General features: G+C 72.9%; 19 protein-coding genes and 1 pseudogene. 3 read left to right on the top strand and 17 right to left on the bottom strand.

Annotated elements, in window-relative coordinates; all coding sequences use genetic code 11:
• Positions 1 to 150: 150 nt before the first annotated feature.
• From ABZ818_RS31610 to rimP, 8 genes are all read right to left on the bottom strand, one after another.
• The gene (locus tag ABZ818_RS31610; RefSeq protein ID WP_361422176.1) at positions 151 to 3,819 is read right to left on the bottom strand and encodes a trypsin-like peptidase domain-containing protein; all 3,669 of its coding nucleotides are present in this window, start codon (positions 3,817 to 3,819) and stop codon (positions 151 to 153) included.
• Positions 3,820 to 4,069: 250 nt separating this feature from the next.
• The gene (gene truB / locus ABZ818_RS31605; RefSeq protein WP_361422173.1) at positions 4,070 to 4,975 is read right to left on the bottom strand and encodes a tRNA pseudouridine(55) synthase TruB; all 906 of its coding nucleotides are present in this window, start codon (positions 4,973 to 4,975) and stop codon (positions 4,070 to 4,072) included.
• A complete protein-coding gene (rbfA, locus tag ABZ818_RS31600) occupies positions 4,972 to 5,424 on the bottom strand; it encodes a 30S ribosome-binding factor RbfA (RefSeq protein ID WP_361422171.1) in 453 nt (150 codons plus the stop codon). The genes truB and rbfA overlap by 4 nt, the downstream gene beginning before the upstream one ends.
• 63 nt (positions 5,425 to 5,487) lie before the next feature.
• On the bottom strand, positions 5,488 to 5,781 hold the full coding sequence (locus ABZ818_RS31595; protein WP_361422168.1) for a DUF503 domain-containing protein: 294 nt from the start codon (positions 5,779 to 5,781) through the stop codon (positions 5,488 to 5,490).
• A gap of 254 nt (positions 5,782 to 6,035) precedes the next feature.
• Positions 6,036 to 9,092: a translation initiation factor IF-2 gene (infB, locus tag ABZ818_RS31590; protein ID WP_361422165.1), complete on the bottom strand. Its 3,057-nt coding sequence runs from the start codon at positions 9,090 to 9,092 to the stop codon at positions 6,036 to 6,038.
• 165 nt (positions 9,093 to 9,257) lie between these two features.
• Positions 9,258 to 9,539, bottom strand: a complete 282-nt coding sequence (locus ABZ818_RS31585) for a YlxR family RNase P modulator (protein ID WP_361422162.1) — start codon at positions 9,537 to 9,539, stop codon at positions 9,258 to 9,260.
• 162 nt (positions 9,540 to 9,701) lie between these two features.
• A complete protein-coding gene (gene nusA, locus ABZ818_RS31580) occupies positions 9,702 to 10,688 on the bottom strand; it encodes a transcription termination factor NusA (RefSeq protein ID WP_361422159.1) in 987 nt (328 codons plus the stop codon).
• Between the two features lie 2 nt (positions 10,689 to 10,690).
• A complete protein-coding gene (gene rimP / locus ABZ818_RS31575; RefSeq protein ID WP_141357785.1) occupies positions 10,691 to 11,188 on the bottom strand; it encodes a ribosome maturation factor RimP in 498 nt (165 codons plus the stop codon).
• A 195-nt stretch (positions 11,189 to 11,383) separates the two neighbouring features.
• On the opposite strand from rimP, the gene ABZ818_RS31570 reads away from it, so the two are divergent.
• The 3 genes from ABZ818_RS31570 to ABZ818_RS31560 all read left to right on the top strand — a co-directional run bounded on the left by ABZ818_RS31570 (position 11,384) and on the right by ABZ818_RS31560 (position 13,490).
• Entirely contained in the window at positions 11,384 to 11,974 is a 591-nt protein-coding gene (locus ABZ818_RS31570) for a hypothetical protein (RefSeq protein WP_361422156.1), read from the top strand.
• The gene (locus ABZ818_RS31565) at positions 11,971 to 12,447 is read left to right on the top strand and encodes a ferritin-like domain-containing protein (RefSeq protein WP_361422153.1); all 477 of its coding nucleotides are present in this window, start codon (positions 11,971 to 11,973) and stop codon (positions 12,445 to 12,447) included. Before ABZ818_RS31570 ends, ABZ818_RS31565 begins: the two co-directional genes overlap by 4 nt.
• 128 nt (positions 12,448 to 12,575) lie before the next feature.
• Positions 12,576 to 13,490, top strand: a complete 915-nt coding sequence (locus tag ABZ818_RS31560) for an aminoglycoside phosphotransferase family protein (protein WP_361422150.1) — start codon at positions 12,576 to 12,578, stop codon at positions 13,488 to 13,490.
• Positions 13,491 to 13,756: 266 nt separating this feature from the next.
• Here the strand turns inward: ABZ818_RS31560 and ABZ818_RS31555 are convergent, their stop codons facing one another.
• The 9 genes and pseudogenes from ABZ818_RS31555 to ABZ818_RS31515 form a co-directional block, all read right to left on the bottom strand.
• Positions 13,757 to 15,457 (bottom strand): proline--tRNA ligase, encoded by a 1,701-nt coding sequence (locus ABZ818_RS31555; RefSeq protein WP_361422147.1) that lies wholly within the window; start codon positions 15,455 to 15,457, stop codon positions 13,757 to 13,759.
• Between the two features lie 106 nt (positions 15,458 to 15,563).
• Entirely contained in the window at positions 15,564 to 16,157 is a 594-nt protein-coding gene (locus tag ABZ818_RS31550; RefSeq protein WP_361422144.1) for a GNAT family N-acetyltransferase, read from the bottom strand.
• Positions 16,158 to 16,211: 54 nt separating this feature from the next.
• Positions 16,212 to 17,060: a GNAT family N-acetyltransferase gene (locus tag ABZ818_RS31545; protein ID WP_361422141.1), complete on the bottom strand. Its 849-nt coding sequence runs from the start codon at positions 17,058 to 17,060 to the stop codon at positions 16,212 to 16,214.
• 167 nt (positions 17,061 to 17,227) lie between these two features.
• Positions 17,228 to 18,118: an ABC transporter permease gene (locus ABZ818_RS31540; protein WP_361422138.1), complete on the bottom strand. Its 891-nt coding sequence runs from the start codon at positions 18,116 to 18,118 to the stop codon at positions 17,228 to 17,230.
• Complete coding sequence (locus ABZ818_RS31535) at positions 18,118 to 19,053, bottom strand: sugar ABC transporter permease (RefSeq protein ID WP_361422135.1); 936 nt, start codon at positions 19,051 to 19,053, stop codon at positions 18,118 to 18,120. Before ABZ818_RS31535 ends, ABZ818_RS31540 begins: the two co-directional genes overlap by 1 nt.
• On the bottom strand, positions 19,050 to 20,375 hold the full coding sequence (locus ABZ818_RS31530) for an ABC transporter ATP-binding protein (protein WP_361422132.1): 1,326 nt from the start codon (positions 20,373 to 20,375) through the stop codon (positions 19,050 to 19,052). The genes ABZ818_RS31535 and ABZ818_RS31530 overlap by 4 nt, the downstream gene beginning before the upstream one ends.
• Positions 20,372 to 21,568 (bottom strand): extracellular solute-binding protein, encoded by a 1,197-nt coding sequence (locus ABZ818_RS31525; RefSeq protein ID WP_361422129.1) that lies wholly within the window; start codon positions 21,566 to 21,568, stop codon positions 20,372 to 20,374. Before ABZ818_RS31525 ends, ABZ818_RS31530 begins: the two co-directional genes overlap by 4 nt.
• 134 nt (positions 21,569 to 21,702) lie before the next feature.
• Positions 21,703 to 22,764, bottom strand: a complete 1,062-nt coding sequence (locus tag ABZ818_RS31520; RefSeq protein WP_361422126.1) for a LacI family DNA-binding transcriptional regulator — start codon at positions 22,762 to 22,764, stop codon at positions 21,703 to 21,705.
• A 243-nt stretch (positions 22,765 to 23,007) separates the two neighbouring features.
• A pseudogene (locus ABZ818_RS31515) lies at positions 23,008 to 23,149 on the bottom strand (4-hydroxy-3-methylbut-2-en-1-yl diphosphate synthase); the annotation flags it as partial.

The raw sequence follows: 23,149 nt of genomic DNA, 5'->3' as shown, positions 1-23,149 counted from the left end.
CTCGGGTTGTCCTAGTTGTTCTTGCTGCCTTGTCCGCAGGTCTAAGGGTGCCATGCCCGGCGGTCGCCGCCTGCATCGGCATGGGCGCTGTGATCGGGCGCACGCCGCCGGGCGAGGACGGGTACGTCGTCGACGGAGACGGGTGCGTGGTCAGACGGGGACGGGTACGCCCGCCATGTCCTCGATCATCCGGCGGGCGCTGGGACCCACCACCACGGCCCAGTCTCCCGGTGCGTCGGTCAGCCAGCCGGCCACGCGGGCGGCGAAGCCGGGCACCTGCCGGCCCAGCTCCACCAGGCCCCGGTCGAACACGGCCGCGCCGTCGGGGGTGCGGACGAGGAGCAGGCCGACGCGGTGGACGAGGCCGCACAGGTCCTCCTCGGCGGTGGAGGCGGCGGCGCGCAGCACCGCGTCCAGGACGGCCGGGGAGCCCTCGTGGGCCAGGAGGAAGTCCAGCAGCTCCCGGCGCAGCGGGCGGGAGGCCGGGGTGCCGGGGGCGGCGAGCACGGCGGCCAGCGCGGAACGCAACCGCTCCGGACTGCCATGGCCCCTGTGACCCCGGTCACCGGCGCCCTCACCCTCGCCTCCGTCGCCACCGTCCCCGCCGCCGTCGAGGAGGCCTGCGACCAGGGGGAACAGCACCGAGCCGGCGGCGGGGTCCTCGTCCAGGCGGTGGTCGACGTACGCCGCCACCGGCCCGGCGGCCTCCGGGTGCCGTGTCACCGCCTCGCGGACCGGGACGGCGACCCGGCGGGCGAGCGCGGGTGTGGCGACGTCGCCCAGGGCGCGCAGGACCTCGCCGATACCGGTGCCCCGGTGCAGGCACGCGCCGATGGCGGCGAGGACCGCCTCGGGGTGGGTGGTCAGGGCGGGCGCCAGCGCGCTCGGCGGCAGCTGCGGGTCTCCCGCCGCGAAGTGCCGCAGCGCCTGCGGCAGATGGCGGGCGCGGGTGTGCGGATCCCGGACGAGGAGGGCGAGCGCGCCGCCGTGCAGGTCGGAGTCGGCCGGGTGGTCGAGCAGGGTGCGGGCGGTGTGGCGCAGCAGTTCGCGGTCGGCCTCGGTGCGTGCCCGGGGCGCGATGCGCAGGCCGTACGTCAGGGCCGCCGCCCTCAGCGCCGGGCGGTCGTCGCGCGCCCACCGGTCCACGGCCCGGCACAGCGCGGACGGCTCCTCCTCGGCGAGCACGGCCAGCAGTTCCTCGGCGCGCGCGTGGGCGCACCCGGCCAGCGTGTCGGTGAGGTCGTCGAGGGCGCGGGCTCGGTGGGTGTGGAGCAGGGCCTGGGCGGCCGTGGCCACGGTGGCGTGCGGCGCGGCGGGCAGCGGCCGCTCGTCGTAGAACCAGCGCGTGAGGTGCGGTTGCACGGCGGCGGGGTCGGTGGTGAGGAGGCGTGCGACGGCGTCCAGGTACCGGGACGGACGGCGGGGTCCGCCGCCCGCGCCGTGGGTGTCCCGCGGGCCGTCGGCGAGGAGGAGACGCCTGAACAGGTCGCAGCGGTCGGCGTCGGACAGATGCAGAGCGGTCCAGAAGCCCGGCCCGAAACCGGGCGGCACGGGCAGGTCGCACTGCTGCCAGACCACGATCCGCTCGGCGAGCAATCGCAGCACGCGGAGGTACGGTGCCGTGTCCGCCACACGCAGCAGTACGCCGGCGAGAAGGCGGGACGCCCACCAGGAGTGCGGATCGGTGTCGAGGGCGCACAGCAACTCCTCGAGCCGGACCGCCAGTCGGCGTGTGCCGTGCTGACGGGCCAGGAGAAGCAGGGCCTGGACGACGGGTCCGATGCGGTGGTGCGGAACTGGCTGCGGGTGGCGCGGCGTGCCGGGTGTGTGCTGCCGGTGGACCAGGACGCGCAGGGCCTCGTCCAGGTCGAGGTGGGTGCCCTGGATCCAGTCGGCGAGCTCCTCGTGCGCGAAGCGGTAGCCGTCGCCCGCCGGGACGAGGAGGCCCTCGGTGAGGACGGCCGCCGCCCAGCCGGTGCCGCCGCCCAGGCCGGCCGGGGCGGGTCCCCGGGGGAACAGCTCCTCGAACGCGGCCCGGTCCAGTTCCCCCTGGCCGAGGCTGCGGCGGGCGGCCTCGTGCACCTGGCCGGAGACCTTCGCCGCCAGACGCCGTACAGCGGTACCGCGCAGGCCGTTCTCCGCGGCGAGGCGGACGGCGATGCGCAGGCACATCAGGTCCAGGTGGGCGGTGAGGACGTCGCCGCGGTCGAGCGGGGGGTGGTCGGCGACGTCGGGGAGGGCGGCGCGCACCTCCGCCAGGAGCCGGAGGGTGAGCGGGTGGCGGGCGGCGGCGTTTACCAGTGCGCCGTCCGGGATGCCGTGGCGGGCGCGGGCCACGTGGGCCTCGGCGGGGGTGAGACCGCCGAGAGGCAGGCAGGGCGGCAGATGGCCGGTGCCGCCGTCCGTACCGGCCGCCACCGTGACCGGGGTGTGGAGCAGGTCCGCCGGGAACCGCGCTCCCGCCGCCTCCCAGTACGCCTCCCGGCAGGCCACCACGAGGCGCGCCCCCGTGCCGCGCAGCCACCCCGCGGTTCCCTCGGTCCACTCGGGGAGCCGGTCGGCCAGAGCCGGCGGCATCTCCTCGGGACCGTCGAGGAGGAGCAGGAGGGGACGGCCGTGGGCGCGGGCGAGGCGGGCGACGCGTTCCGGGGTGATGTCGGTGAGCTCGGTGGGCAGGGGCGACCGGGCGGACGCGACGATCCGGGCCGCCCGGTCCAGCGCCCGGCCCACCGCGTCCGCGACCGAGGCGTCGGTGGCCAGCAGATCGGCACCGCGCAGCCACAGGGTGGGCGCGGGCGAACCGCCGCGGGCACGATGGCCGGCCAGCGCGGCGAGTTCCGTCGTACGGCCGCTTCCGGAGTCCCCGACGAGCCCGAGCACGGCGGCCCGGCCGGCACCGAACGCGGCCAGTTCCCCGGCCACGGCGGCGCGTTCGACCGGTCCGGCGGGCGATCCGGGCCCGCCCGGTCCCGGGTGGGGGGACGGCAGGGCTCCGGCGGGGCCGTCCTGGGCCAGGGAGGTGGCCGTGAGTTCGAGGACCGCCGCCAGGTTCAGATCAGGGCCGTAGGCGGCGACCGTGGCCGCGTTGCGGGCGAGGAGGTCGGCCAGGGGGCCCTCGCGGGGGCGGCGCAGCGGTACCGCGAAGCCGGCGTCGCCGCGGCCGGACTCCAGGGCCGTGCCGAGGACGGCGACCACCGCGCCGGTCGTCACGTCGAGGACCGGTCCCCCGGCGGCCCCGCCGCCCAGCCGGAGCGCGTCGCGGCCCGCCGTGCCGATCGCCAACTCCGTGACGCCGTCGAGGAGATGGGAGCGGTCCGAGGCCGTGTACGTCACCGTGGCCGCGCCGAGCACCCGGGCCTCGCGCCAGCGGTCGGCCGCGATCCGGACGTAGGTGCCGCTGCGGGCGCCGTCCCGCACGGTGACGGGAAGCGGCTCCACGCCGAGGCCTTCCGTGCGGACGAGGGCCAGGTTCAGGGCGGGCAGCGCGGTGATCGCGTCGGACGTCACCACGCAGGAACGCTCGCCCGCGCCGGGGGCGTGCACCACGAGCCGGGACAGTCCGTCGACGGCTTCGTGGCTGGTGATCATCGTGCCCCGGTGGTCGGCCGCGAAGCCGGTGCCGCGGGGCCGTCCCGCCAGGTCGCGGATGCGGACCAGGGAGCGGTCCAGGGAGCGGTCCCGGGATTCCGTCGCCGCCCGCCGCCGGATCGTGCCGTCCGGTTCCTGCGGGCTCCCGGCCGGCCGGAGCGTGTGGCGGCCGGGGCGGGATCCCTGTGGTCCATGCGCCTGTGTGGATTGATCGAGGACCCGCCCCGCCATGCCCGAACCTCCCCGCCGTACCGCCGTGCCTGCTCTCGACGGTAGGCGGCGGATGATCAGCGGGACAGGCCGTGCGGCGAACGCGCCCCCCTGCACTCCCCCCGTTCACTCCGAGCGCCCGCACGGCCGGGTGAATGGGCGCGTGCCGCTGGATAGAGCTCAGGGGTGGGGGAACCGAGGGGGGACGGAACCGTGGAGCGCCGGCTGAGGAACACCCCGTGTTCGCCGCTCCACGGGCACCGTCGCGCGATCAGCCGAGGACGGCCAGGCTCTTGGCCTTGCCCCGCTGCTCCTCCACGAGCGCGAGGAGGCGGCCGTCGGGGCCGTAGACGGCCACGGCACCGGCGCCCGCGTACTCGTCGGGCACCTCCAGCCGTACGCCGTTGATGAGCAGCCGGGCGCGCCGGGCGTCGACGTCCCAGCGGGGGAACGCGGCGGCGGCCGCCTCGCCGATCGGCATCACGGTCAGCTCCTGCTGGAGCTGGTCCAGCGTCCTGGCGGAGTCCAGCTTGTACGGACCGACCCGGGTCCGGCGCAGCGCGGTGAGGTGGCCGCCGACGCCGAGGTCGGCGCCCAGGTCGCGGGCGAGGGCGCGGATGTAGGTGCCGGAGGAGCAGACCACGGACACCACCAGGTCGAGCACGGGGGTGCCGTCGGCGGCGACGGCGTCGCGGACGTCGTGGACGGCGAAGGAGGAGACAGTCACCGGCCGGGCCGGGATCTCGAACTCCTCGCCCTCCCGGGCCCGCTTGTACGACCGCACGCCGTTGATCTTGATGGCGCTGACCTTGGACGGCACCTGCATGATGTCGCCGGTCAATTTGGCGATGGCGGCGTCGACGGCGCCCCGGGTCACCTTGGAGGCGTCCGTGGCGGAGGTGATCTCACCCTCGGCGTCGTCGGTGATCGTGTTCTGGCCGAGCCGGACGGTGCCGAGGTACTCCTTCTCGGTCAGCGCGAGGTGGCCGAGGAGCTTGGTGGCCTTCTCCACGCCGAGCACGAGCACACCGGTCGCCATGGGGTCGAGGGTGCCCGCGTGGCCGATCCGGCGGGTCCTGGCGATGCCGCGCATCTTGGCCACGACGTCGTGCGAAGTGAAGCCCGACGGCTTGTCGACGATGACGAGGCCGTCGGGCGGGGTGGGCTTGCTGGTCATGCGGTGGTGTCGTCCGTCCCGTCGTCGGACCCCGGCTTCTTGTACGGGTCCGGCTCACCGGCGTACGTGGCACCGGAGGACGTCTCGCGCACCTTCGCGTCGGAGGCGCGGGCCTTGTCGAGGAGGTCCTCGATGTTCCGGGCGGTGTCCGGCAGGGCGTCCGCGACGAAGGCGAGGGTCGGGGTGAACTTCACCCCGGCCGCCCGGCCGACCTCGGAGCGCAGGATGCCCTTGGCGCTCTCCAGGCCCGCGGCCGCGGCCTTCCGCTCCTCGTCGTCTCCGTAGACGGTGTAGAAGACGGTCGCCTCCCGCAGGTCACCCGTGACCCGGGTGTCCGTGATGGTGACGTGCGAGCCGAGCCGCGGGTCCTTGATCCCGCGCTGCAGCTTCTGGGCCACCACCTCTCGGATGAGGTCCGCCAGCCTTTTCGCCCGCGCGTTGTCGGCCACTGGTCCGTCTCCCGTTCTTTCTTCTTCTGCTTCTGCGGTGTGGATGGTGCGGATGGGTGCGGTCTAGTCGTCCTCGCCGTGGAAGCGGCGTCTGACGGACAGCAGCTCCACCTCGGGACGGCCGGCGACCAGCCGTTCGCACCGGTCCAGCACGTCGGTCAGGTGCGTCGCGTCGCCGGAGACCGCGGCGAGACCGATGACGGCCCGCCGGTGGAGGTTCGCGTGGTCCACCTCCGCCGCGCTCACCGCGTACTTGCGCTGGAGCTCGGCGACGATCGGGCGGACGACGGAACGCTTCTCCTTCAGCGAGTGGACGTCGCCGAGGAGCAGGTCGAAGGACAGAGTCCCCACGTACATGTGTGTGCCCGGGTTGCCCGCCGGTACGGGGTCGATGGTCCTGCCCTCTCGGTGGGCAGGGACATCAAGAACGGTACCGCGAACCCCGCCGATGACTCGACGGGGTTTTCCGCGGCCCGGGTGGGACGGGGTTTCCCGCTGCCGGGGTGGGCACGGCTTCGCGCCCCGCACGGCTCGCGGGGCCCCGCGGCCCCGGACACGGCCGTGCCGGCCGACGGGAGTGGTCCCGCCGGCCGGCACGGGTGTCTGCGGCGTTACGCCCGCGGCTTCTCGCGGAGCTCGTACGTCGCGATGACGTCGTCGACCTTGATGTCGTTGAAGTTTCCGAGGTTGATACCACCCTCGTAGCCTTCGCGGATCTCGGTGACGTCGTCCTTGAAGCGACGCAGACCCTCGATGTTGAGGTTCTCCGCGATGACCTTGCCGTCGCGGAGGAGGCGCGCCTTGCTGTTGCGCTTGACCTCGCCGGAGCGGATGAGCACACCCGCGATGTTGCCCAGCTTGGACGAACGGAAGACCTCGCGGATCTCCGCCGTGCCGAGCTCGACCTCCTCGTACTCCGGCTTGAGCATGCCCTTGAGGGCCGCCTCGATCTCCTCGATCGCCTGGTAGATGACCGAGTAGTACCGGACGTCCACACCCTCGCGCTCGGCCATCTGCGCGGCACGCCCGGCGGCGCGCACGTTGTAGCCGATCACGATGGCGTCGGAGCCCATGGCCAGGTCGATGTCCGACTCCGTGACCGCACCCACACCGCGGTGCAGGACGCGGATGTCGACCTCTTCGCCGACGTCGAGCTGGAGCAGCGAGGACTCGAGAGCCTCGACCGCACCGGACGCGTCGCCCTTGATGATGAGGTTGAGCTGCTGGACCTCGCCGGCCTTGAGCACCTTGTCCAGGTCCTCGAGCGAGACGCGGCGGACGCGCTTGGCGAACGCGGCGTTGCGCTCACGGGCGGCGCGCTTCTCCGCGATCTGACGGGCCGTACGGTCCTCGTCCACCACGATGAAGTTGTCGCCCGCACCCGGGACGTTGGTCAGACCCAGGACCTGCACCGGCGTCGACGGGCCGGCCTCGGCCACGTTGTTGCCGTTGTCGTCGAGCATCGCCCGGACACGGCCGTACGCGTCGCCGACCACCATGGTGTCGCCGACCCGCAGCGTGCCTCGCTGGACGAGCACCGTCGCCACGGCACCGCGGCCGCGGTCGAGACGGGACTCGATCGCGATGCCCTGCGCGTCCTGCTGCGGGTTGGCCCGCAGGTCGAGCGAGGCGTCGGCGGTCAGGACGACCGCTTCCAGCAGCGAGTCGATGTGCAGACCCTGCTTGGCGGAGATGTCGACGAACATGGTGTCGCCGCCGTACTCCTCGGCCACCAGGCCGTACTCGGTCAGCTGACCGCGCACCTTGGTCGGGTCGGCACCCTCGACGTCGATCTTGTTGACCGCGACCACGATCGGCACGTCGGCCGCCTTGGCGTGGTTGAGCGCCTCGACCGTCTGCGGCATGACGCCGTCGTTGGCCGCGACCACCAGGATGGCGATGTCCGTCGACCGGGCACCGCGGGCACGCATGGCGGTGAACGCCTCGTGACCCGGGGTGTCGATGAAGGTGATCGCCCGGTCCTCGCCGTTGACCTCGGTCGCAACCTGGTAGGCACCGATGTGCTGGGTGATGCCGCCGGCCTCGCCCGCGATGACGTTCGTCTTGCGGATGGCGTCGAGCAGGCGGGTCTTGCCATGGTCGACGTGACCCATGACGGTGACGACCGGCGGACGGACCACCAGGTCCTCCTCGCCGCCCTCGTCCTCGCCGAACTCGAGGTCGAAGGACTCGAGCAGCTCGCGGTCCTCCTCCTCGGGGCTGACGATCTGAACCTCGTAGTTCATCTCGCCGGCGAGGAGCTGCAGCGTCTCGTCGGAGACCGACTGCGTGGCCGTGACCATCTCGCCCAGGTTCATCATGACCGCGACGAGGGACGCCGGGTTGGCGTTGATCTTCTCCGCGAAGTCGGTGAGCGACGCACCGCGCGACAGGCGAATGGTCTCGCCGTTGCCGCGAGGCAGCATCACGCCGCCGACCGACGGGGCCTGCATGGCCTCGTACTCCTGGCGCCTCTGCCGCTTCGACTTGCGGCCACGACGCGCGGGACCACCGGGACGGCCGAAGGCGCCCTGCGTGCCACCACGGCCACCGGGACCACCGGGACGGCCGCCGAAGCCGGGACGGCCACCGCCGCCACCACCGAAGCCGCCACCACCGGGACGACCGGCGAAACCGCCGCCGCCACCGGGACGACCGGCACCGCCGCCACCACCGGGACGACCGGCGAAGCCGCCGCCGCCACCGGGACGACCGGCGCCGCCGGGACGACCCGCACCACCCGGACCGCGGCCACCGCCGGGGCCGGGACGCGGGCCGGCAGCGGGACGCTGCGGCATCATGCCGGGGTTCGGACGCGGACCGCCCGGACCGGGACGCGGACCGCCCTGCGGACGGGGCATCGAGCCCGGGGTCGGGCGCGGACCGCCCGGAGCCTGCGGACGCGGACCGCCGCCCTGGCCGCCGGGGCCCTGCGGACGCGGACCGGCGCCGGGAGCACCGGGGCCGCCGGGCCGCTGGCCCTGCGGACGCGGCGCCTGCGGGCGCGCCATGCCGGTGGAGCCACCGGAGGTGAAGGGGTTGTTGCCCGGACGCGGACCGGCCGGACGGGCGCCCGGACGGGGACCCTGGCCACCGGGGCGCGCGGCACCCTGGCCCGGACGCGAACCCTGGCCCTGGCCGGGACGGCCACCGGGCTTGGGGGCACCGGGACGGGCGCCGGGCTTCGGCGCGGCCGGCGACGGGGCCGACGGCGGAGCGGTGAACTCCGGCGTGGTGGGCGCGGCCGGAGCCGGACGCGGCGCGGGCTTGGGACCCGGCACCGGACGCGGACCGGGGGTCGGCGCGGACGACGCCGACGGAGCCGCTGCCGCGGGCTGCTGCGCCGGGGCGGGCTTGGGCGCGGCCGGCGGCTTGGGCGCTGCCGGACGCTCCCCCGCCGCCTTGACGGCGCGGGAGGGACCCCCGGCCTGCGCCGGAGAAGGCGCGGCGGGCCTGGGGGCGGCCTTCCTCGGGGCACCCGGCTTCGCGGCGGACCTGCCGCTGCCGTTGCCCTGCTGGAAGGCGTCAGTCAGTTTGCGTACTACGGGCGCCTCGATCGTCGAGGACGCCGATCGGACGAATTCACCGAGTTCCTGGAGCTTGGCCATGACGACCTTGCTCTCCACACCGAACTCCTTGGCGAGTTCGTAGACCCGGACCTTAGCCACTTCGCTCCTTTGAGGTCCGGGTTGCGGCCGGACCGTCGCTAGTTCATGGGCGTACTCATCGCGTACTCATCGAGTGCTCATCGCAATCTCGACCTGCTTTCGACTCGCGAGGTACCAGGCCGCACGGGGACTTCCGTACGGCACGTCTTTCCTTGCCGTGTTGCCTCAGCAACCTTGTGCCTGCTCGACGTACCGGCGCAACGCCATTACGTCGAGCGGTCCCGGGACGCGGAGCGCCCGGGGAAACGCCCGGCGGCGCACCGCCTGGTCGAGACAGACCGGGGCGGGGTGTACATACGCACCCCGGCCGGGCAGCGTACCGCGAGGATCGGGGACGCACTCGTCCTCGACCGCCACGGTCCGCAGTAGTTCGATCTTGGCCGCTCGCTCCCGGCATCCCACACAGGTACGCTCAGGGCATGCGCGGGCACGCGTCCGGCCAGACACAGCTAAGTCTACCTCCCCGCACCGACCTCACCCCTGCGGGGCGAAGATCGAACGGCTGTTGTCGTATTCCGAGCGGCCTGCGGCCCGGATCTATTCCCCCCGGACGGGTGAACTCCCCCGCGGTCCTGCCCGTGCGCCTGCTCGTGCGCCTGCCCGGAGGGCTTACTCGGGGGCCTGCTCCGTGTCCGGACGGATGTCGATCCGCCAGCCCGTGAGCCGGGCCGCCAGCCGGGCGTTCTGGCCCTCCTTGCCGATCGCCAGCGACAGCTGGTAGTCGGGCACGGTGACGCGGGCCGACCGGGCGGCCAGGTCCACGACCTCCACCTTGGAGACGCGGGCCGGCGACAGCGCGTTCGCCACCATCTCGGCCGGGTCGTCCGACCAGTCGACGATGTCGATCTTCTCGCCGTTCAGCTCGCCCATCACATTGCGCACCCGGCCGCCCATGGGGCCGATGCAGGCGCCCTTGGCGTTCAGGCCCGAACGGGTGGACCGTACGGCGATCTTGGTGCGGTGACCCGCCTCACGGGCGATCGCGGCGATCTCCACGGAGCCGTCGGCGATCTCCGGGACCTCCAGGGCGAAGAGCTTCTTCACCAGGTTCGGGTGCGTACGGGACAGGGTCACCGAGGGGCCGCGGACGCCCTTGGCGACCCGGACGACGTACGACCGCAGCCGCATGCCGTGCGGGTAGGTCTCCCCGGGGACCTGCTCCTGCACCGGCAGGATGGCCTCCAGCTTGCCGATGTCGACGAGCACGTTCTTCGGGTCGCGGCCCTGCTGGACGACCCCGGTGACGATGTCGCCCTCGCGGCCGGCGTACTCGCCGAGCGTCGCGTCGTCCTCGGCGTCGCGCAGCCGCTGCAGGATGACCTGCTTGGCGGTGGTGGCGGCGATACGGCCGAAGCCGGACGGGGTGTCGTCGAACTCGCGGGGCTCCTGGCCCTCCTCGAGGTCCTGGGGGTCCTCCTTCGCCCACACGGTCACATGCCCGGTCTGCCGGTCGAGCTTCACGCGCGCGTGGCGGCGGCTTCCCTCGGTGCGGTGGTAGGCGATGAGGAGGGCCGACTCGATCGCCTCGACCAGCAGGTCGAAGGAGATCTCCTTCTCTCGTACCAAGCCCCGCAGGGCACTCATGTCGATGTCCACGGCTACGCCTCCTCTTCCTTCTGGTCCTTGCGGTTGAACTCGACCTGCACCCGCGCCCTGACGACGTCCGGGAAGCCGAGTCTGCGGGTCGTGGGCTTGCGCCCCTTCACCCCGGGCACTTCGAGGTCGAGGCCTTCGTCGTCGACCCCGAGGATCCTGGCCACCAGCTCGCCGCCGTCGGCCAGCTGGAACTTGGCCAGCCGGCCCGTGGCACGCACGTAGTGCCGGTGTTCCCTGAGGAGGCGCTCCGCGCCCGGGGTACCGACCTCGAGGGTGTACTCGCCCTCGCCCATCGCGTCCGTCTCGTCGAGCCTCGCCGAGAGCGCACGGCTCACATCGGCGATCCGGTCCAGATCGGCCCCGGTGTCGGAGTCGACGACGACGCGCAGCACACGCTTGCGTCCTACGGAGTCCACGGCGATCTCTTCGAGATCCAGGCCCTGGGAGGTGACGAGCGGTTCCAGCAGTTCCCGCAGCCTCTCGCTCTGGGTGGTGCTCATCCGGGTGACTCCTCGGCCGCGTGTGCTGTTGTGGGTTGGTCGCGTGTCTGGTCAAAGGGTATCCGGTCCGCAGGGGTGTTGCCGTCCACCTGGGCAGCGGCGGTGCCGCTGAGTGATGCGTGCGCGGGGCGCGGGTACCGTGATCACGGGCGAGCCGCCCCTCCCACTTTCTTCACGCACCCGAGGACGTCTTCCGTGCCGTTCCCCTCACCTCCGCGCGCCCTGGCGGGCCCGCGCAGAAGGAGCCTGCTCGCCTCGGCCGCGGGGGCCGCCCTGCTCGTGGGCTGCTCCACCGGTTCCGACGACTCCGGCGGCACGGGCCAGGCCCCGTCGGCCGCCGAGCGGATGCGCGCGCTTGCGGCACGCGACAGCGAGGAGCTGGCGCGGCGGTACGACGCGGTGATGGCCGCGCATCCGGCGCTGGCGGAGCGGCTGCGGCCGCTGCGCGCGCACGTCGCGGCGCACGCGGAGGCGTTCGGCGGCACCGCGAAGCCCTCGCCCGGCGCGACGGCGCCGACCACGCCTCCGGCGGCCTCGGCCACGCCCGAGGGCTCCGGTTCGCCCGAGGGCTCCGGGGCACCGGCGGGAGCCGAGGCCTCGGGCTCTCCCACCGCCCGGGAGACCGCGAAGTCCGCCCTGGCCGGGCTCGCCGCCGCCGAGCGTTCCCTGTCCGACCGGCGCACGGCGGCCCTGGTCCAGGTGCCCGGTGAACTGGCCCGTCTGCTGGCCTCGGTGGCGGCGGCCGGTGCCGCGCACGCGTTTCTCCTGACGGAAGGTGACAAGTGAGCCAGGTGACGGACCGGCGGCGGCTGGAGGCACTCCAGGCGGCGCTCGCCGCCGAGCACGCGGCCGTGTACGGGTACGGGGTCGTCGGGGGCCGGATCGGCGAGAGCCGGCGGGCCGAGGCGCGGTCGGCGTACGACGCCCATCGGGCGCGGCGGGACGCCCTGGTGCGCGAGGTGCGGGACCTGGGCGGGCAGCCGGTGGCCGCGGCGGCCGCCTACACGCTGCCGTTCCCGGTGCCGGACTCCGCGGCGGCGGTACGGTTCGCCGCCGAGCTGGAGGAACGCGTGGCCGGGGTGTACTCCGACCTGGTCCGGGCGGCCGCGGGCGGGCGGCGGCGGGAGGCCGCCGGGGCGCTGCGCGAGGCGGCGGTCCGGGCGGTGCGCTGGCGCGGGGGGAGCGTAGCCTTCCCTGGTCTCGCCGAACGGGCCGGTACGGCGGGCACGCCCACGGCTTCGAAGACACCGACGCGATAGGGCGTACGAATCCCGCGGACGGGCACGGACGGGAGGAACGGGACGGCACACGAGGCACCCACGGCGCACGGCGACAGCGGAGAACGCGTCCAGGAAGACCAGGAAGTCCAGGAAGGAACGACTCGCGCATGGCTTTCGAACCGCCGCGGCGTCTGGTGCGGGCGCTGGGTGAGACCGCACCGGACGGGGACGACTGGCTGGAGACGCTGCCCGGACTGGCGCGGCAGGCGGTGGCGCTGCGCGAGCTGACCGTCGAGCGGGTGCAGATGCCCGGCGGACGCAGCAGCCTCGTCGTGCTGGTGCGGACGGCGGACGGGACGCCGGCCGTGCTCAAACTGGCCCCTGCCCGGGCCCGTCCGGAGAGCGAGCGGGCCGCGCTCGCGCACTGGGGCGGGCGGGGCGCCGTGCAACTGCTGGAGGACGGGCCGGTCGGTCCGGTCCCGGTCGAGGGTGTGCTGCTGCTGGAGCGGCTGCACCCGGACGTGTCGGTGCGGTCGCTGCCGGAGGCACGGGCGCTGCTGGAGGCGGCGGGCACGCTGCGGCGGCTGTGGGTCGAACCGCCCGCCGGGCACACCTTCGAGACGGTCGAGGAGCGGACCGGGCGGCAGGCCGGGGCGATGCGGGCGAGCGCGGAGGCCGACGCGGAGGTGGCGCCGTTGGTCGAGGCGGCGCTCACGGCCCGCGCGGAACTGCTGGCCGCGCCACCCGAGCGGCGGCTGCTGCACGGCACGTTCCGGCAGAGCAAGGTGCTCGCCGGGAACCGGATGCCGTGGCTGGCCGTGGGCCCGGACCCGGTGGTCGGCGAGACCGCCTTCGACCTGGCGCGGCTGGTCCGCGACCGGGTGGAGGACCTGATCGCCGCGCCGTCCGGCGCCGCCACCACCCGGCGCCGGATCAAGCGGCTGGCGGAGTCCCTGGAGGTCGACCGCGACCGCCTGCGCGGCTGGACGCTCTTCCGAGCCGTGGAATCCGGCGTACGCGCCCGCCGCGTGGGCCGCCCGAAGGACGCGGAACTCCTCCTGGAATTCGCCACCTGGCTCTGACCCACCCGACCGCCTGGAACGAGCGGGCCCGCGGCCGACACGCGAACGCGGAGGCGGCCGCCTCCGACGAAACCACCCAGGCAGCACCGCCGTGACAACGGCCGCTCCCCCACCCACCGGACGCCGGTCCGGGAGAGCGGTGACGCGGGGGCAGCGGACGGTCGGCGGATCTTGGTGCGGGTGCGGGGTCCGGCGCGTCCTCGTTCGCCTTGTGGCTGGACGTGCCTGACCCCTCTTGATCCCGTGACCCGTTCCGCCGGGCAGGACTACGCCGTGAGGCGGGTGATCGCTTCCTCGATCGGGAGTTCCTCGCGCTCGCCGGTGCGGCGGTCCTTCAGCTCGACGACGCCCTCGGGCGCGCGGCGGCCGACGACCAGGATCTGCGGGACGCCGATGAGTTCTGAGTCGGTGAACTTCACGCCCGGGGAGACGCCGGCCCGGTCGTCGACGAGGACGCGGACGCCTGCCGCGGCGAGCTTCTGGGAGACCTCCAGGGCCACCTCGGTCTGCAGGGCCTTGCCGGCGGCGACCACGTGCACGTCGGCCGGGGCGACCTCCTTGGACCAGATCAGGCCCTTGTCGTCGGCGTGCTGCTCGGCGAGGGCGGCCACCGCGCGGGAGACGCCGATGCCGTAGGAGCCCATGGTGACGCGGACCGGCTTGCCGTTCTGGCCGAGGACGTCGAGCTTGAGGGCGTCGGCGTACTTGCGGCCGAGCTGGAAGATGTGGCCGATCTCGATGGCACGGTCCAGCTTGAGGCCGGTGCCGCACTTCGGGCAGGGGTCGCCGTCCTGCACGACCACCACGTCGACGTACTCGTCGACCTCGAAGTCGCGCCCGGCGACCACGTTCTTCGCGTGCGTGTGCTCCTTGTTGGCGCCGGTGATCCAGGCCGTGCCGGGCGCCACGCGCGGGTCGGCGATGTACTTCACCTTGTCCAGGCCCTGCGGACCGACGTAGCCACGGACCAGGTCCGGGCGGCCCACGAAGTCCTCGGCGGTGACCAGCTCGACGGCGGCCGGGGCGAAGTGCGCCTCGACCTTGTCCAGGTCCACCTCGCGGTCGCCGGGGACACCGACGGCGACGATCTCCCCGTCGACCTTGACGAGCAGGTTCTTCAGCGTGGCGGAGGCCGGCACGCCGAGGGAGGCGGCGAGGGTCTCGATGGTCGGGGTGTCCGGGGTGGGGATCTCCTCGGCCGCGGGCACGGCGGAGCCGTCCACCGGCACCAGCTCGTACGCGATCGCCTCGGTGTTGGCGGCGAAGTCGCAGTTCGGGCAGTCGGCGAAGGTGTCCTCGCCGGCGGCGGCCGGGGCGAGGAACTCCTCGGACTTGGAGCCGCCCATCGCGCCCGCGGTCGCGGCGCAGATCCGGTAGTCCAGGCCCAGGCGGTCGAAGATCCGCTGGTAGGCCTGGCGGTGCAGGGCGTAGGACTCGGCGAGGCCCTCGTCGGCGAGGTCGAAGGAGTAGGAGTCCTTCATCAGGAACTCGCGTCCGCGCAGGATGCCCGCGCGGGGCCGGGCCTCGTCCCGGAACTTGGTCTGGATCTGGTAGAGGATGACCGGCAGGTCCTTGTAGGAGGTCGCCTGGTCCTTCACCAGCAGGGTGAAGATCTCCTCGTGGGTCGGCCCGAGCAGGTAGTCGCCGCCCTTGCGGTCCTTCAGACGGAACAGCTCGGCGCCGTACTCGTCCCAGCGGCCGGTCGCCTCGTACGGCTCACGGGGCAGCAGCGCGGGCAGCAGCACCTCCTGGGCGCCGATGGCGTCCATCTCCTCGCGGACGATCCGCTCCACGTTGGCGAGGACCTTCTTGCCCAGCGGCAGCCAGGTCCAGATCCCGGCGGCGGTGCGCCGTACGTAGCCCGCGCGGACCAGCAGCTTGTGGCTCAGGACCTCGGCGTCCGCCGGGTCGTCGCGCAGCGTCTTCGCCAACAACTGGGACATGCGCTGGACCGGTGCGTTGGCCATGGTTCTCGTACTCCTGCCGATGGTGGCCCCCGCTCGGACGAGGCCGAGAGTGGGGGAAGCTGATGGCTAGGAGGTTAGCCGGGCTTGCCGCGCCGGTGGAAATCGGTTAAAGCCGACCAGGCGCCGGGTCCAGGCGGCGGCGCAGCGGCAGCGGGGCGCCCATCACGGCGTACGGTTTCGGCGCGCTGGGGAAGTGCACCTGGCGGGCGAGGTCCTCGTAGCCCAGGGAGTGGTAGAGGCCGCGGGCCGGGCTGTCGGTGTCGATCGCGGAGAGGATCGAGCGGGGCTCGCTCGCGCTGTCGGTGATGGTGGTGATCAGGGCCCGTCCGATGCCGCGGTTCTGGTGGCTCGGGTGGACGTGCAGTTCGGTGATCACGAAGGAGTCGTCGAGCCAGTCGTCGTGGCCGCGGGCGCGCAGGTAGGGCTCGACGACGGTGGACCACCAGTGGGTGCGGTCGTTGGGCATGCCGTAGACGAATCCGGCGAGCCGGCCGTCGGCCGTGGTGGCGCCGAGCGCGCGGGCCCCCCGGCAGGTCATGTGGCGCAGCACGATCTGCCGGCGTACGGCCACCTCGTCGGCGCCGAGACCGAAGGCGACGGCCTGCACGGCGAGCGCCTCGTCGACGCGGGCCGACAGGTCCAGGGGGCCGATCACGACGTCGTCGCTGCGGCGGTGTCCGCGACCGGGGAAGTGCGCCATGCCCGGAGACTACAGGGCGTGCACGGGGCGCTGAACAGCGCAGTGAGACGCAGGTCAGAAGAGAACGCTCATGAACGCGCCGACCTCCTGGAAGCCCGTCTTCAGGTAGGTGCGCCTGGCCGCGGTGTTGAAGTCGTTCACGTACAGACTGACCACCGGGGCCACGTCGGCCAGCGCGTACCGCAGGACCGCGGCCATGCCGGGGACCGCCAGACCGCGGCCGCGGTACTCGGGGGCCACCCACACGCCCTGGATCTGGCAGGCCTCGGGGGTCGCGGCGCCGATCTCGGCCTTGAACACCACCTTGCCGTGCTCGTCGAGGCGGGCGAAGGAGCGGCCGGAGCCGACGAGTTCGGCGACCCGGGCCTGGTAGAGCAGGCCGCCGTCCCCGGCGAGCGGGGAGACGCCGACCTCCTCGGTGAACATCGCCACGCAGGCCGGCATGATCGTCTCCATCTCGTCCTTGCGGATGCGGCGGACGTAGGGATCCGGAGCGATGCCGGCCGGCATGCGGTCGGTGACCATGAGCGGCTGGTGGGCGCGGATCTCGCGGGCCGGGCCCCAGCCCGGTTCCAGGAGCCGCCACAGCTGGGCGGTGGGTTCGGCCGGTCCCACGATGGAGGAGCAGCGGCGGCCGGCCCGGCGCGCACGGTCCGCGAAGGCCCGGACGGCCCTGGGGGTGGCGCAGATCGGGACGAGGTTGGCCCCCGCGTAGCACAGGGACGTGAGTATGCCGTCCTCGTACCAGCCCCACATCTCTCCGCCGAGCCGCCACGGGTCCAGTCCGGCGACCTGAACGCGGGACGCCACGAAGGCGTTCACAACCGGTTCGCGGCCGAGCACCGCGAGCGCGGCGTCGTGGTCGCTCGGTCCGAGGACCGCGGTGGTCGTCTGGGTCAACACGTCGGCGGGGCCTCACCATGAGGATCTACTGGTTCCCGCACTGTACCTGGCAGCGACGGGGGACGCCGCCCGGCGGTGTATGCCGCCCGGCACCGCCCCTGCCAGTGGGAACGGCCGTCCCGTACCCGTGGGAACGGCCGTCCCCCGCCCGTCGGAACGGCCATCTCCTACGCGGACCGGTCCTCCTTGACGCGGGTCACCAACTGGGTGGGGTTGACGAAGCGCAGGGCGACCACCAGCAGCACGAGCATCGACAGCGTGTACATCACGGCCATCGCGTCGATGGACTGCTGGGTGCGGATACCGGCCGAGAAGACGGCGTAGTAGAGCGCCACGACGAGGGTCTGGCTGTCCGGTCCCGCAGTGAGGAAGGTGAGTTCGAACATGCCGACCGTGCGGACCAGGACCAGTACGGAGGCGGCGAGGATGCCGGGCACCAGCAGCGGCGCGAGGACGCGCAGCAGGACGGAGCCGGTTCGGGCCCCGCACATCCGGGCGGCAGCCTCGATCCTGGGGTCGATCTGCTCGATGAACGGGGTCATCGTCAGGACGACGAACGGCACCGACGGCACCAGGTTCGCCAGTACCACCCCGGTCAGGGTCCCGGCGAGCTGGAACTTGTACAGGACGGTGGCCAGCGGGATGCCGTAGGTGAGGGGCGGCACCAGGATCGGCAGCACGAACAGCAGCAGCACGGCCTTCTTGCCGGGGAAGTCCCGCCGGGCCAGCGCGTAGGCGGCCGGCACCCCGATCACCACGGACAGGGCGACGACGAGCACGGACACCAGCGCGGTCGTCCAGAAGACCTGGCCGAGCCGGAACTCCCGCCAGGCGGAGCCGTACCACTTCGTCGTCCAGCCCTGCGGCAGCCAGCTGGTGAACCAGCGGGTGCCCAGGGAGTCGACGAGCGGTACGCCGATGACTCCGGCGAGTTGGAGGAAGAAGAACCCGAAGACGAGGGCGGCGATCCAGGTGCCGGGGCGGATCCGGCGCCACCGGGAGGGGGCGGCCGGGTTCGTGCCGGTCTGCGCCGCGGGGGTCTGGACGAGGTCGGCCATCAGCCCTTGCCTCCCGTCGCTCCTCGGTACAGCAGCGACCGCCAGGCGAGCACGAGGACGACGACCGCGAGCATCACCGCGGCCATGATCATGGCGATGGCGGAACCGAGGGAGTAGTCGAATTTCTGGAACGCCGCCTGGTACGCCTCGATCGAGATGACGTGCGTGGTCTTGCGCGGGTCACCGACCAGTTGGGCGGACGGGAACACCGCGAACGCCAGGACGAACGACAGGCAGAAGGTGATGGCAAGGCCCGGTGCGAGCAGCGGCAGGAGCACGTACCGCAGCCGCTTGCGCCAGTCCGCGCCGAGCGTCGCGGCGGCCTGCTCCAGGCTGGGGTCGATACCGGTCAGGTACGACAGCGTCAGCAGGTAGGAGAAGGGGAAGCCGGTGATGATCAGCGAGGCCAGCACACCCCAGTAGTTGTGCACGAGGGCGAGCGGCTCGTCGATGAGGCCGAGTCCCAGCAGGGCCTTGTTGAACCAGCCGTTGGGGCCGAGGTAACCGAGCAGGCCCTGGGCGGTGAGGACCGTCCCGAGGGTGATCGGCATGACCAGCAGCGTGGTGATCAGCCGCCGGCCCCGGAACGCTCCGCGGGTGCGGAACGCGACCGGCACGGCGGCAAGGCAGTTGATCAGCGCGGCGGGCACGGCCAGGCCCAGGGTGATCCACAGGGTCTCCCGCAGATACGGATCGCTGAAGAAGAGCCGGTAGTTGGCGAACGGCCCTCCGCCCTGGGCGGGTTGGAACGACAGTCCAAGACCGTAGAAGAAGGGGTAGCAGAACAGCACGGCGAGGAAAAGCACTCCCGGGACCGCGAGGAGCAGAAGCCGGTCGACCCCGCGCTCGGCCAGGCGGTGGCGCAGCGCGGGCCGGGCGGCCGGGAGTTCCGGCGGCGCGGGCGGCGGGGCCGCGCGGGTGTCGGTGGCGCTCATGTGGCCACCTGTTTCGGGATGTCGCGCGCCTCCCGCGACTTCCCGGAAGGCTCCGCCGCGCCCTCGTCCGCCGGTGCGGCCGCGGGGTTCCGCGGGTCGGGGGAGCCCGGCTCCCCGGCCTCGGGGACGGACGGCTCGGGGGCGGAGGGCTCGGGGGCCGGTCCGTCCCCGGCTCCGGGGCCGCGAGACGGCCTCTTGCCAAGCTCATTGGGCAGTCCGTCTCCGTCGTCGGCGGCGAAGACCAGGACCCGGTCGGCAGGGGCGACGAGCCGTACCGACTCCTCGGGCGCGAGCCGTTTCCGGGTGCGGAAGTGGACCCGGCGCCCGTCCGTCAGCCGTGCCTGCACGGCGAGTTCGCGTCCGTGGTACTCGACGACCTCGACCGTCGCGGGCAGTCCCGGAGTGCCGGAGGTGCCGGAGGTGCCATCCGGGGGGTCGTCCCCGGTCACCGCGTCCAGGTCCTCGGGGCGGATGGCCGCCGTGACCCGGCCGCCGGCCGCCACTCCGTCACGGTCGAGCCCGACGAGCGGGCTGCCCGCGATGTCGACGACCACATGGGGGCCGCGGGTCCCGGTGACGGTGGCGTCCAGCAGGGTGCGGTAGCCCATGAAGGAGGCGACATAGCGGTTGGCCGGGCGGCTGTAGACCTCCTCCGGGGTGCCGATCTGCTGGGTGCGGCCGTCGCGCAGCACGACGAGCCGGTCCGCGAGGGAGAGGGCCTCCTCCTGGTCGTGCGTGACGTACACGGTGGTCAGTCCGAGCCGCTGGTGCAGTCGGCGGATCTCCGCCCGCATCTCCAGGCGCAGCGCGGCGTCGAGGTTGGACAGCGGCTCGTCCATCAGCACCAGCCGCGGTTCCAGGACGATGGCGCGGGCGATGGCGACCCGCTGCTGCTGGCCGCCGGAGAGCTGACCGGGCCGCTTGTGGGCGTGAGCGGTCAACTGCACCATGTCCAAAGCCCTGGTGACTCGTTCGGCGGCCTCGGCCTTGGGGACCTTCGCCATCTTCAGGCCGAAGCCGACGTTGTTCCGGACGGTCATGTGCGGGAACAGGGCGTAGTTCTGGAAGACCATGCCGAACCCGCGCCGCTCGGGGGCGAGTTGGTCGATGCGCTCCCCGTCGAGGAAGATCTGGCCGCCGGTCAGCGGCAGCAGTCCGGCCAGGCAGTTGAGGGCGGTGGACTTTCCGCAGCCGGAAGGGCCGAGCAGCGCCACGAACTCACCGCCCGAGATCTCCAGGTCCAGTCCCCGCAGGGCCTGGTGTCCGCCGAAGCTGCGGGTGACCCCGGCCAGGCGCAGGGTCGAGATACGGGCCCCCGTCACTGGCCCGCCACCTGACGGTTCCACAGGTCGAACGCCTTGACCTGCGCCTGCGCGGACAGCGACGGCTTCTTCGGGAACTGGTCGATCCAGGTGTCGAACTCGGGGACGCCGTACTCCTTGACGACCTGCTGGGACTTGGCGGGCGCCATCGACAGCGGCACGTCCTTGACGGCCGGGCCCGGGTAGAAGTAGCCGTCGTCGTAGGCCTTCGCCTGCTGCTCGGGGGTGAGCATCCAGTGGAGCAGGTTGAGCACCGCGGACATCTTGTCGGCGCTGACGCCCTTGGGGACCACGGCGTACTGGGCGTCGGTCACCCAGGTCATGTCGTCGAAGTGACCGGCCTTCATCTTCTTCGGCACGGTGCCGAGCGCACGCGGGTTGATGTACCAGCCCGTGGTGCTCATGATCATGTCAACCTGACCGGTGGCCAGGTTCTTCATGGTCTCGGAGGTGCCCGAGCCGTACACGTCGACGTACTTGTCGAGTTCCTTCAGGTACGCCCATGTCTTGTCCCACCCCTTCTCGGGGTCGGACGGGTCCTTGTCGCCGAGGAGGTACGGCAGCCCCATCAGCCAGGTGCGGCCGGGGCCGGAGTTGGCCGGGTCGGCGTACTGGAAGCGCTTGGGGTGGGCCTTGGCCCAGTCCAGGAGTTCCTGCGGGGTCTTCGGCGGATTCGGCACCTTGGCCGGGTCGTACTCGAACAGCGGCCCCGACGGGTAGTACACGACGGCCGTGCCCTTGCCCTGCGCCAGCTTCGCCATCTCCGCCGCCGGCGGCAGGTAGTCCGGGTTGCCGATGGCGTCCTGGTGCGCGGCCATGTCCGCCCAGAGGTCCTGCTCGAGCCCCGCGGCGAGGCCGTCGGTGCCGGTGAGGACCATGTCGATCTGGACGCGGCCTGCCTGCTGCTGCGCCTTGATCTTGCCGGCGAGTTCCGGAGCGGGCGCCTTGGAGTACGAGACCTTGCTGACGATCTCCGGGTGATTCTTCTGGAACTCGTCGATCATGCCCTGGGTCAACTGCAGGTTCCCGGCGACGTCGAGGATCTCCAGCGAGACCGGCTTGCTCGGCTTGTCCGGCACCTTCTGGGCGGACTGCCCCTCGTCCCCCGACGACTGACTGCTCGGTGCGCTGCATCCGACCACCGTGACCGCGAGCAACAAGCCGGTGGCGACGAGGCGCTGAACGGACGGCATACGAAGACTGGCTCTGTGGACGGTGCGGGACACAGCAACTCCCTGCGGGCGTCGGCCCGATATGCGTCAGCGACAGTGAGGAAACGCTTTCTCAGCCTGGTGCCCGAACAAACTCCTGCGAGCCATCGGATCTGTCAAGAAGGTGCGCCGGTCGAACTGCGAACGTGCAGGTCGACCGGGATGGATTCGCCCTCGATGTCGTCCTCGCCGGCCATCAGCCGCAGCAGCGCCGCACCGGCGGCCTGCCCGAGTCGCCCTCGGGGAATCGCTACCGTGGTGAGGGGCGGCGCCGAGAAGCGCGCCATGTCGATCTCGTCGAAGCCCGTCAGGGACACATCGTCCGGCACCCGTACGCCGAGTTCGGCGAACCGCGCGAGCAGTCCGAGCGCCACGAAGTCGTTGTAGGCCATCACGGCACTCGCGCCGGTGCCGAGGGCGGCGTCGGCCGCCGCGTATCCGTCGTCGGCGGTGGAGCCCGCGTCGACCGTGCGCACGCGCAGCCCGAAGTCCTCGGCGGCGGCGAGGGCGCGCATCCGCTCGTGGTGGGCCCAGGCGCCCCCGGGGCCGGCGACGTAGACGACGTCCCGGTGCCCGAGCTGGGCGAGGTGGCCGCAGAGGGCGAGGACGCCACGGAAGAAGTCGACGGTGATCGCCCGCAGGCCGAGGCCGGGCTCCTGCCGGTTGGTGACCAGGACCGGGGTGTCGCGGCCGGTCAGCGCGATGAGGTCGGCGCGCGGCATGCGCGGGGAGCAGAGCAGCAGGCCGTCCGCGTACCGGATGAGGTCCTCGGCCAGGTCCCGCTCGGCGGCGGGGTCCTCGTTGGAGTCCATGACCAGGACGCGGGACCCGTTGGATCTGGCCACCGCGGAGAGGGCCTTGATGATGTCGTGGAAGTACTGGTTCGCCAGGTCCGGGACGAGCACCCCGAGCGTGCCGGAGCGGCCCCGGGCCAGGCCCTGCGCCGCGGCGTTCGGGCGGTAGCCCAGGTCGGCGATGGCCTCGCGGACCCGGTCGGCGAGGTCCGGGGCGACGGTGCCGACCTGGTTGATCACCCGCGAGACGGTCGCCACGGAGGCGCCGGAGGCGCGGGCCACATCGGCGATGGTGACGCGTTTCTGCCCCCGCCCGGAGGGCCGTCTCGCGGACCCCTCGCCACCGTGTCCGGCGCGCTCCGCGCCGCGCCGCGCTGTGGTCATCGCATCCCCCCTGAAGTCGTCCCGTGCCGAGATAGCGATTTCTCAGCCTGCTCGTCAGCAAGTTAGCAGCCACAAGCGAGCGGGTAGAGGCCGTGGACGGCCGCGACGGGTGAACCGTCGCAACATTTCGATGAAAACGCTTTCCGAAGATCCCGCCTTCCGGAAACCAGGAAGCCCCGCCCTTCAGGGGCGGGGCTGCGGTGTGGCGCGGCGGATGCGGCGCGGGCGGGCGCCGCCCGGGGGTCAGCCGCTGACCGAGATCTCCGGCTCGCCCGAGGCGACGCCGTCCTGCTCCATCTGCTCGGCGATCTTCATGGCCTCCTCGATCAGGGTCTCCACGATCTTCGACTCCGGGACGGTCTTGATGACCTGCCCCTTGACGAAG

It is taken from the genome of Streptomyces sp. NPDC047453, assembly GCF_040643155.1.
In the GTDB taxonomy this organism is placed as follows: domain Bacteria; phylum Actinomycetota; class Actinomycetes; order Streptomycetales; family Streptomycetaceae; genus Streptomyces.
This window is presented reverse-complemented; position numbering and strand designations above follow the sequence as displayed.